Origin of the sequence: Corallococcus praedator (assembly GCF_003612125.1) — a bacterium.
Taxonomy (GTDB): domain Bacteria; phylum Myxococcota; class Myxococcia; order Myxococcales; family Myxococcaceae; genus Corallococcus; species Corallococcus praedator.
The window spans coordinates 1-10616 of record NZ_RAWI01000328.1; the positions used below are offsets into that span (position 1 = coordinate 1).

Genomic DNA, 10616 nt, shown 5'->3' on the forward strand with positions numbered 1-10616 from the left:
TTCTTCCCCCGCCCGCCCGGAGACGACTCCACCGGAGCCGAGCCCGCACCGTGTGTCTGGGTGGTGGACGACAGCGCCAGCGAGGCGCGCTTCATCAAGACGGCGCTCGGCCCGGGATTCCAGGTGGAGACGTTCCCGGACGGCGCCGCGATGCTCGAACGCCTGCACGCCGGACGGGCGCCGGACGTGGTGGTGCTGGACTGGGAGATGCCGGGGATGTCCGGCCCGGAGGTCTGTCAGTTCCTGCGCGGCCAGCCGGAGACCGCGGCCCTTCCCGTGTTGCTGCTCACCGCGCACGGCCGGCCGGAGGACCTGGTGCAGGGCCTGCGCGCGGGCGCCAACGACTACGTGGCCAAGCCCTTCCGCACGGAGGAGGTGCGCGCACGCGTGAACGCGCTGGTGCGCGGCAAGCGGATGGTGGACGCCGTGCGGAGAGCGGACCGGGAGAAGGCGGAGGCGCTCGCGCAGCTGGACGCGCTGCTCACCTCCTCGCCGGTGGGCCTGTCGCTGCTGGACCGGGAGCTGAGGTTCGTGCACGTCAACGCGCGGATGGCGAAGCTGGACGGGCTGCCCCTGGACGCCCACGCCGGGAGGACCTTCGCGGAGGTCCTGCCCTCACTGGCGCCGCAACTGGAGCCCGTCATCCGCCGCGTGCTGGAGACGGGAGAGCCCGCGGAGGAGCTGTCCGTGGCGCTGAAGCAACCAGGGACGGACGCGGCCGGCGGCGACGTGCACCTCATGATGGGCTTCCACCCGGTGCGCACGGAGGGCGGCGAGGTGCTGGGCGTGGGGTCGGTGGTGGTGGACGTCACCCGGCACAAGCAGTCGGAAGGGGAGCTGCGGTCCGCCGCGGAGTTCCGCGAGCGCTTCCTGGGCATCGTCGGCCACGACCTGCGAAACCCCCTCAACGCCATCCGCATGGCGGCCAGCTTCCTCATCGCCAGCGAACAGGTGCCGCCCGGGCTGGTGCGCACCGTGGGGCGCATCATCAGCAGCACGGACCGGATGACGCGGATGATCACCGAACTGCTGGACTTCACCCGCAGCCGGCTGGGCGGCGGCATCCCCCTGACGCCGGGCGCCACGGACCTGGGGCTGGTGGTGCGCCAGGTGGTGGAGGAGCTGGAGCTGGTGCACCCCAACCGCACCGTGCGGGTGGAGTCCAGCGGCCCGCTGGGAGGCCGGTGGGACGGGGACCGGCTGGCGCAGGTCCTGAGCAACCTGCTGGGCAACGCGCTCCAATACAGCCCCCCGGAGTCCACCGTGAAGCTGTCGCTGCAGGGCGGGCCGGAGCAGGCCGTCGCGCGGGTGGAGAACCAGGGCACCCCCATCCCCCAGGAGGAGCTGGCCCTGCTCTTCCACCCCTTCCAGCGCGCGCAGACGGGCGCGCACGTGCCCTCCGGCCTGGGCCTGGGCCTCTTCATCTCCGAGCAGATCGTCCGCAGCCACCGGGGGACGCTGGTGGTGGAGTCGGGCCCGGAGCGGACGGTCTTCACCATGACGCTGCCGCGCGCCCCCTGAAGCACGCCGGCGGGCTTCAGGACGTCTCCCACCCCGGAGGCCATCCGAGCCTCCGGGCGGCCGGTGGAAGTTGGAACTTCCCGGCCCCCTGCCCTACCCTGGGCGCGTGTCCACCACGCAACACTCCATCAGCCTGCTGCTTGTCGAAAACAACCGGGACGTCCGCGAGGCGCTCAAGGAGATCCTCGAATCGGAGGCCTACCGGGTGCACACGGCGGTGAACGGGCAGGACGCGCTGAACGTCCTGGCGGGGCTTGAGCGCATCCCCGAGCTCATCCTGCTGGACCTGGTGATGCCGGTGATGGACGGGCACGCCTTCATCGAACACCTGCGCCGCTCCGGCGCGCTGGCCCTGACGCGGGTGCTGGTGCTGACGGCGCATCCCACCCTGCCGCTGCCGCACGGGGTGTCCGGACGGCTGGGCAAGCCGGTGCGCCTGGAAGAGCTGCTGGACGCCATCGCCGTGCACGCCGCGCCGGCGGCGTGAGCGGGCGCCTTCAGCCGGGCTGGCAGTGCCGGGCCACCAGCGCGAGCAGCTCCGTGATGTCCACGGGCTTGCGCAAGAGGCCCACCGTGCCCGGAGGCGCCTTCGCGGTCGGGTGCGCGGTGAGCATCAGCACCGGCAGGTCGCGGAACCGGGCGTCGTCCCGCACGCGGTGGAGGAACTCGTGTCCGTCCATCACCGGCATCATCAGGTCCAGCAGCACCAGGCACGGCCGGGGCTCGTGGGAGAGCGCGTCCAGGGCCAGCTGCCCGTTGGCGGCCTGCACCACCGCGTAGTCTTCCATCTCCAGCAGCTCCGCCACCACCTCGCGCAGGTCCGGCTCGTCGTCGACGATGAGGATGGTGGAGCGGGGCGTCGTTCTCAACACGGGGACAGCCTACGCAGGTCGCACCGGCACCGCCAGCAATGACGCCGTGCTGTGCATCGCCGCCGCGTCTGGCCACCCCCGTCTCGCGCGAAAACGCACCGGTCGGATGCCTGTCTGTTGTTTCATCTTCCGGGAAAACGCGGCTCGGCGTTGCACCCGGAGACGGAAGCCCCTACCCGTCCCCTTGAGCCATGAATGTCATCGCCGACCTCATCGAAGCGAACCTGGAGACCCTGGTGCGGCGCTTCGTCGAGGAGACGCGGACCCGGGAGAGCAGCCAGGGCCTGAAGGCCTCGGAGATCATCACCACGCTGCCGGAGTACCTGCGCGTGGTGGCGCTCATCTGCCGCCACGGCCCCACGCCGGAGCGCCTGGAGACCCGCGCGCGCCTGGAAGAGGCCCACATCAACCTGCGCCTGCGGGTGGGTGCCACGCAGGAGGACGCGACGGACGAGTACACGCTCCTGGGCCGGCTCATCCCCCAGCTCTGGGACGACCTGCGGCCGGAGCACACGCCCGCCGCCTCCGACCTCCAGTGCCTCTTCCAGCAGCTGGAGGCGGCCATGGACCACGTGGTGGTCCTCTTCTCCGGCTACTCGATGGAGGACCGGCAGCGGGAGAAGCGCTTCCTGCGCCAGCTGGATGCGCTCGCCCCCCGGGCCTTGAAGGCGCACGAGGACGCGCAGCCCCGGCTGAAGCCGCTCATCGACACCGTCGTCCGCGCGCTGGAGGCCGCTGGCGCGGAGCTGTTCCTGGTGGAGCGGGGGAGCACGGTGATGGGGGCCGTCGCGGACTCGGGGCATGACGTCCCGCACGCGGGACGCCGCCGGGTGGATGCGGCCGGGCCGTCCTTCCTGGGCAGGGTGGCCCGCTCGGAGGAGCCCCTGGTGCAGGCCCAGGCGCACGGGCTTTCCGACGCCGAGCGCGAGGGGTTGGGGCAGCAGGGCTGGAGCACGCTGCTGGGCCTGCGCCTGTGGCCCCACGGCGAGCTGATGGGCGTGCTCTGCGTGGGCTTCTCGGAGGCCCGTCCCGTGCCGCCGCAGACCAAGCGCTTCCTGGAGACGCTGGTGGAGTACCTCTCCGGCATCATCGAGCGCGCCCTCCTGATGGGGAAGCTGCATGAAGCCCACGCGCGGCTGGCGACGTCGGAGACGCGCTACCGGTTGGCGAGCCAGGTGGCCACCGACTCCGTCTGGGATTGGGACCTGACGACGCAGGAGGTGACCTGGAGCGGCGGGGTGCAGCGCCTGCTCGGCTTCGCGCCGGAAGAGACGGGCCCCACCGCGGACTGGTGGGTGGACCGCATCCACCCCGAGGACCGTGAGCGCGTGAAGCACGGCATCCACGCGGCCATCCAGGGCACGCAGGCCCGCTGGCAGGACGAGTACCGGTTCCTGAACCGCCAGGGCGAAGCCGTGCGGGTGCTGGACACGGGCGTCATCACGCGCGACGCGCAAGGGCGGGGCCTGCGGATGGTGGGCGCCATGCAGGACATCACCGCGCGGCGGAAGACGGAGGCCGGGCGCGAGCAGCTCCTCCAGGAGGCCCAGACGGCGCGCGTCCAGGCGGACACGGAGCTCGGCCGCCTCAACACGCTGCTGCACCAGGCGCCGGTCGCGCTCGCCATCTTCCGGGGGCCCACGCACATCGTGGAGCTGGCCAACTCGCGCATCTGCCAGCTCTGGGGCCGCGCGCCTTCCCAGGTGCTGCACCGCCCCATCCAGGAAGCGCTGCCGGAGGTGAAGGGCCAGGGCATCCTGGAGCTGCTGGACGGCGTGTTCACCACGGGCGAACCGTACGTAGGCAACGAGGTCCACGTGCGGCTGGCGCGGGCGCCGGGCGGGAGGCTGGAGGACGTGTACTTCAACTTCGTCTACCAGCCGCTGCTCGGGGCGGAAGGCCTCATCGAGGGCGTCCTCATCGTCGCCACCGAGGTCACCGACGGCGTGCGGGCCCGGCAGCGCACGGAGGCGCTGGCGGCGACCCTGCACGCCAACGAGGAGCGGCTGCGGCTGGCGCTGGAAGCGGTGGACATGGGCAGCTGGGACGTCAATCCGCTCACGGGCGAGGCGTCCTGGGACCCGCGGTTTCGCGCCATGCTGGGGCTGCCCGCCGAAGGGGAGCTGACGCTCGCGGAGGCCATGCAGTTCGTCCACGAGGAGGACCGGGCGAAGGTGGAGCAGGCGATGGCGGAGGCCAACATGCCCGGGGGCGCCGGGGAGTACGCCTGCGAGTTCCGGGTGCGGCCCCCCGCCGGAGACGGCGCGAAGGTGCGGTGGCTGTCCGGGCGCGGGCAGGTCCACTTCCGCCCGGACGGACGTCCCGCGCGCTTCGTGGGCACGGCGCTGGACGTGACGGAGCGCAAGCGCGAGGAGGAGGCGGCGCGGCAGCGCGCGGAGTTCGAGCAGTACCTGGTGGGCATCGTGTCCCACGACCTGCGAAACCCGCTCAACGCCATCGCGCTGGGCACCACGTCGCTGTTGCGGCGTGAGGAGCTGAGTGAGCGCGACACCAAGGCCGTCCTGCGCATCCAGGCCTCCGCGGAGCGGGCGGTGCGGATGATCCGCGACCTGCTCGACTTCACCCAGGCGCGCCTGGGCGAGGGGATCCCCGTGCAGTGCCAGGACCTGGACCTGACCACGGTGGTGCGGCAGGTGATGGAGGAGGTGCAGATGAACTTCCCCGAGCGCGTCCTCCAGGCCTCCACGCCAGGCCACGGGACGCGCGGCTGCTGGGATCCGGACCGCATGGCGCAGGTGCTCACCAACCTGCTGGGCAACGCGCTGAAGTACTCGCCGGAGGGCACGCCGGTGACGGTGCGCGTCCAGAGCACGGACCTGGAGGTCCTCCTGGCGGTGCACAACGCGGGCGACCCCATCCCCCCGGACCTGATGCACCGCCTCTTCCAGCCGATGCAACGGGGGGTGCCGGGCATGGACCTGGCGACGCGCAGCGTGGGGCTGGGGCTCTACATCGTGCAGCACATCGTCCAGGCGCACGGAGGCACCATCGACGTGACCTCCTCCCGGGAGGCGGGGACGACCTTCACGGTGAAGCTGCCGCGCGACGGGTCGAGGCAGGCAGCCAGGGGATAGGGCAGCCCTGGAGTCCGGGGCTGCCGGTGGAGGCTGGCGTGGAACTGAAGCCCTGTGAGGTCCGGAGCGCCCGGGACTCACTTCACGGAGACCTCATCCCGGGCCTGGGGGGAACTTCTTCATCAGTTCTTCTGGCAGGGGCGTACGCAGCAGGGTCGGCTTCGCATCTCCCTGCGCCAGGATGACCTGGAACCCCTGACCCGCGACGCGAATCAATTCTCCGTCCCGTGCAACCCCAAGGGCGAGCCATGTCTCGGCCTCCTCTCTTGTCGAGAAGGTCTGGGAGACGATGACGCTTTCAATGGCAGGCGTGAAGAACGACCGGAAAAACCCACGGTATTCCTCCAGCCTCTCGGCTTCGCGGACATAGACAAGCGCCACGGCGGCGATCCGCAGCGCCTCATCTTCAGGCGAACCTTCTTCGTACTTTTCGTTCACGCCCTTCAGGACGTCCAGCACGGAATCAACATCGAAATCTGGATTGTATTTCATTTCATTTGCTCAAAGCGCCAGGGGAATCAGCACCAGTGCACCGGCAGCACTCGTCGTGAGCACGAAGGCTACGCCTCCAACGACGACAAGGGTTCCGAGCGTCACCTCGGCTTTATGCTTTTGGAGCCAATCGATCGCGCGCTCCATGTCCGTGAAGCCAAGCTTCCTTGCTTTTTCTCGCGCTGCTGCCTCCTGTTCCTTCACGCATTCATTGTACTGGGCCCTGCAATCCGAAGTGCACCGCTGGTAGTACCATCCCGACTGCTCCTGGTTGTGGGGCCATGGGTAGCGCTTCTGCCAACAAACCTCCACGCACGTTTCATGCTCCCCCTGGCAGTCGAGGCCACCTGAGCCTCCACTTCCGAGTACGGCACCGACGCCTTCCGCATTCTCGGACACCCTGTACACCCGGGACTCCGTTGGCTGGACATGAGTACATCCAACGAAAAGAACCATCAGTGCCGTTACCAGCGAAATCCGCTTCATCTTGGGTCTTCCTCTCGCCTCCCAGGCGGTTTCGCGTCGGGCAGTGGATAGAGGACTCGGAGCTGGATCCGGTGATGGTAGGCCGCGAGATAGGGCTTGCCGTCGACATGAACGACGACCTGTCGGGGAGGCTCGGGCTGCTCCCGGAGCCAGGTTTCCGCTTCCTCGCGGGTGGAGAACAGGGCCACTGGAGCGCCTGCCTTCTCCCGCATGTCTTCCAGGTAGAACTTGAGGATCGGGCTGGAGAGAAGCCTGCGCGTGCCCACGCCCAACTCCGGCAGGTCCATCACGGTGAAGTATTCGCCCGCGACCAGCACGGACGCCCGGTCCGGGACCGGGGTCTGCGCCATCAGCCACGCGTCCGCTTCCGCGCGGGTCTCGAAGGAAGCGAACACGAACGGGGGCTCGTGTTCCTCGATGCCCTGGTGATACGTGCGAAAAAGCTGGGATTGGCCCATGTCGTGGATGAACTGGAGCGCGTCCATCGCAACTTCCAGTCGCATCCTGTCATCCTCGGATTGCGATTCCGACCAAAGCCTCCCCAATAGCTCCCGTGTTTCAAGGGAAATATTGTCTCCCTTCATTGTACAGCCCCCATCACGACCGGCGCCGCAGCGCCTTCTCCGCTTGCCATGAGCGCTGCGGGCGCGAGGATGAACAGCCCGGTCCCGCGGAGACGACGACAAACGCAACTCCTGCGATGACGACCACGCTCCCGACCAGAATGCCCTTCTGATGGCGCTCCAACCAATGATGCACTCTCGGTTCTCCGCATCGCAGTCCCGGCTTCCTGCCGCCGTGAGCACGATTCGCCCGCCGTCTACTCCTGCGCCGGGCTTCAGCAGATACCGCGCCTCCTCCACGGGCCGCCAGGAGTGGACCCTCGTTCCATTCGGCTGCTCCTGGATGCAGAGCACGAGGGAAGGCAGTTCTTCAGCTCCAGGAGCGACCTTCTGTCGCCCTGCCCCACACGAGGCCAGGAGCACACCCATCAGCACAAGGCACAGCGTCTTCATGGCGGCAGGCCGTAGCACAGCCGATGGCGTGCGACGGCGTTTCACACCACCGGCGTCGGCAGGTGCAGCACGCTTCCAAGCGGGAAGGCCCCCACATCCTTCTGGAATCCATTCAGCAGCGGCGCCGTACCCGCGAGCGCCTTCTGGAACTCCTCCGCCGCCTCCGCGCCGCCGTAGTGCCCACCCAGCTCCGTGGCCCGGGCCCGCAGAGCCGCCTCCACCTCCTCCGCCGTCGCGTAGCGCTCCGCACGGTCGCGCTTGAGCAGGCGGTGGAGGATGGCGCGCAGGGCCGGTGACAGCCGGAACATCAACGAATCGATGTCCTCGGGCCGGTACGCGGCGGCGTGCGTGACGATGTGAATGTATTCGCTCGTGACCCGCCCCGCCTGCTCCGCCACCATCATGCCCTGGAGCACCCGCTGCCCATCCTCGTCCGTCAGTCGCGCATCCAGGTCTCCCAGGAGGACACGGGGCAGGCTGTAGAGGTGCAGGCTTGTCGCCAGCTCCAGCAGGATGAGCCCCAGCGAGAACAGGTCCGAGCGCGCATCCGCGGCCTCGCCGAACAACACCTCCGGAGCCCCGTAGAATGCCTGTCCATGCGGACGCGTGATGCTGGAAGGCACCCGGCCCGGCAACCGTGAGAAGGCATCCCCCAGGTGCGTCAACGCCAACTGTCCGTCCGCTCCGAACCGGATGCCCTGCGGATGCAGGTCCCGGTGCACGAAGCCCAATGGCAGACCGCGCTCATCCGCGTGCCCGTGCAGGAACGCGAGCAGCGACGCCAACTGGAGCCCCACGTGCAACAGGAAGGCTTCGGAGTACGCATGCACATACACCAGCGGCAGCAACGACACGTCGTCCAACGTGTAACCTGGGACGTGTTCCCATTCCAGGTACAGGACGCCCGCCGCTTCATGGCATCCGTTCAGCCGGGCGATGCGCGGATGCTGGAGGAGCCGCGCGAGCGTGACCATCTCCTGCATCCGTGCCTGGGGATCCCTCAGGCGCGACACCGTCCGCCCCGTCAAGGACAACGCCTGGAGGAACACCGGCACGGGTTCACGCCCGGGCTGCCGCCGGAGGGCGACGAGCTGCTGCTCCCCATGACTGCTTCGCCGCAGCACCTGCGCCAGCTCGAAGGACCTGGAGCCCGTCTTGAACAGCACTTCGGGAGGGGGAGGCTTCACCGTCCTGGAAGGACTCATGCCGTGCGGACTCCTTGTCATCCACGCGGACGCAGTCATCCGGGGAGAACAAGGACAAACTACCTTCCAAGTTGCTTTAAATGGGAGAACCCAGCGGGTTGTATTAGAATAATTTCAAAATCCGGGATTCTCCACAAGCGCTGCTCACGGAAAGGTGTGAACGACCGTATAGGCCCAGGTGCGCGGCATCCTGACCGCACCGGCCTTGGAGCCCGGAAGCCACTCTCCCCCATCGCGGTTGCCATAGACGAGGCAGACCGGGATGACGCGCCGGTCCGGCAGCTCCGCCCGGGTGTAACGGCCGGTCACCCTTCCCCCGCCCGTCCAGAGCTGCCCGTACAGGCGGGTTCCCGTCGGCATGTCCCCATAGCTTTCGACGGTGAGACTGACAATGGGACCATCGCGGACGATGAGCTCTTCCGAATTGGTGCCCGGCTGATCGATGTCCGTGAGGATGCTGGCGCTGCCGCCCTGATTCAGGGAGAGCTTGCGCATCGTCTCCAGCGCCCCTTCGGGACAGCGACTGGAGTCGGGGCGGACCTGCGCTCCCGTGCAGGCGGTGAGGGCCACGGCGCCAGCGGCCAGGGTGCATCGCTTGAGCTTCCCGAGCGCAACCGGAGCGGAGTTGACGGCCGCCTGCTGCGGCGCACGAAGGGTCATGTCTTCTTTCTCCTGCTGAAACAGGGCGGGTGGGGAATCCCCCGCCAGAGGCGCGCGAGCTTGGTCCGGTCCAGCCAGCGGCGCCATTTGCCGGACGTCCCGCGCCGGAGCCATGCCTCGTGGAACGTGCCCCAGACGCCATGCAGCGAGCACCGAGAGGGGCAGCCCCACCAGCAACACGGCGACCAGTCCCCACCGCAGCGGGTGTGAACGCCCACCTGCCCCGCGCACGGCATGGGAATCCCGGGCCTCGACCTCGGCCACCTTCGCCGGATCGCGCTGGCGCAGTTCTCGGAGTTCACGCAGCCGGTGGACCTCCTCCACGTGCTTCGCCCGGGCCTCCCGCAGGGCGACCTCCTGCCCCGGCATCACGGGGCCCCTCGCCTCCTCCGCCTCCAGCGTCGTGCGCGAGCCGCTGGACGTCCCCTCACGCCAGCCGAACAGCGGCGCATCCCACGCCACGTCCGCTACCGCCAGAGTCCGACGCACCTCCCGGCCCAGGGACGCCGTGCCCTCGGGGCGCTGTTCGGGCGCGAAGGCCAGCAGCCGCTGGACGAAGTCCTCCAGCAGCGCCGGCACCCGCGGGTTGAGGTCCTTCAAGGAACCCAGGCCCTGGGATGCCAGGGGCCCGAAGGGCATGCTCCACGGGAACGCGGGGTACTGGTCCACCAGCAGGCGGTAGAAGGTGACCCCGACCGCGTACAGCTCATCCGCGACCGCATAGGTGTAGGGCTCCAGGGCCCCGGGCCGGCGCTCCGCCAACGCCCGCCACCGGAGGAGCTGGGGGCTGTAATAGCGCGGACTGCCCGGCGGAAGTCTGGCCGTCGCGGTGAGGGCCGGTGCCCCCACATACCCACCGGCGCCCCAGTCCAGCAGCTTCACCTTCCCGTCGGGGGTGACCAGGACGTTGTCCCCCTTGAAGTCCCGGTGCAGCGCCCCTGTCGCGTGCGCGGCGGCCAGCGCCTCCAGCACCTGGGCCAGCAACAGCGCCATCTGGCGGCCCGTGGGGTTGCGGGCCAGGGCCCACTCGTAGAGGGATTCACCCTCCACGTACTCCATCACCAGATAGGGGTGCTCCACCGGCCCCAGTCGCCAGACGCCGTAGGTGATCAATCGCACCACGGCCCGGTGGCGCACGCGGGCCAGCAGCGCCGCCTCCCGCGCGAACCACCGCTCCCCGGGGCGCCGCGACAACTTCAACGCATACAGCCGGCCGCGCGCACGCCCTGCCCCAGTCTCTTATACACATATCCGAACCCACGAGACCGG

The 10616-nt window shown here is 69.2% G+C and carries 9 protein-coding genes; 3 read left to right on the forward strand and 6 right to left on the reverse strand.

Annotated features, from left to right (window positions below):
- Both D7Y13_RS31040 and D7Y13_RS31045 read left to right on the forward strand, forming a co-directional pair.
- Positions 1 to 1521: sensor histidine kinase (locus D7Y13_RS31040; RefSeq protein WP_120537146.1), on the forward strand; the 1521-nt coding region annotated here is incomplete at its 5' end.
- A 106-nt stretch (positions 1522 to 1627) separates the two neighbouring features.
- The gene (locus D7Y13_RS31045; RefSeq protein ID WP_158620480.1) at positions 1628 to 2008 is read left to right on the forward strand and encodes a response regulator; all 381 of its coding nucleotides are present in this window, start codon (positions 1628 to 1630) and stop codon (positions 2006 to 2008) included.
- Between the two features lie 10 nt (positions 2009 to 2018).
- Here the strand turns inward: D7Y13_RS31045 and D7Y13_RS31050 are convergent, their stop codons facing one another.
- Entirely contained in the window at positions 2019 to 2390 is a 372-nt protein-coding gene (locus tag D7Y13_RS31050) for a response regulator (protein ID WP_199732949.1), read from the reverse strand.
- Between the two features lie 194 nt (positions 2391 to 2584).
- Here D7Y13_RS31050 and D7Y13_RS31055 point away from each other — a divergent pair, with 194 nt between their 5' ends.
- The gene (locus D7Y13_RS31055) at positions 2585 to 5488 is read left to right on the forward strand and encodes a PAS domain-containing protein (protein ID WP_120585644.1); all 2904 of its coding nucleotides are present in this window, start codon (positions 2585 to 2587) and stop codon (positions 5486 to 5488) included.
- Between the two features lie 93 nt (positions 5489 to 5581).
- Here D7Y13_RS31055 and D7Y13_RS31060 read toward each other — a convergent pair whose 3' ends face one another.
- The 5 genes from D7Y13_RS31060 to D7Y13_RS47235 form a co-directional block, all read right to left on the reverse strand.
- Positions 5582 to 5980 (reverse strand): hypothetical protein, encoded by a 399-nt coding sequence (locus D7Y13_RS31060; RefSeq protein ID WP_120537150.1) that lies wholly within the window; start codon positions 5978 to 5980, stop codon positions 5582 to 5584.
- 9 nt (positions 5981 to 5989) lie between these two features.
- A complete protein-coding gene (locus D7Y13_RS45360; protein WP_147444502.1) occupies positions 5990 to 6184 on the reverse strand; it encodes a hypothetical protein in 195 nt (64 codons plus the stop codon).
- Positions 6185 to 6462: 278 nt separating this feature from the next.
- Entirely contained in the window at positions 6463 to 6969 is a 507-nt protein-coding gene (locus D7Y13_RS31065) for a head protein (protein ID WP_147444503.1), read from the reverse strand.
- A 554-nt stretch (positions 6970 to 7523) separates the two neighbouring features.
- Positions 7524 to 8687 (reverse strand): protein kinase domain-containing protein, encoded by a 1164-nt coding sequence (locus D7Y13_RS31070; protein ID WP_158620481.1) that lies wholly within the window; start codon positions 8685 to 8687, stop codon positions 7524 to 7526.
- A gap of 144 nt (positions 8688 to 8831) precedes the next feature.
- Positions 8832 to 10556 (reverse strand): serine/threonine protein kinase, encoded by a 1725-nt coding sequence (locus D7Y13_RS47235; RefSeq protein ID WP_279637142.1) that lies wholly within the window; start codon positions 10554 to 10556, stop codon positions 8832 to 8834.
- Positions 10557 to 10616 lie beyond the last annotated feature (60 nt).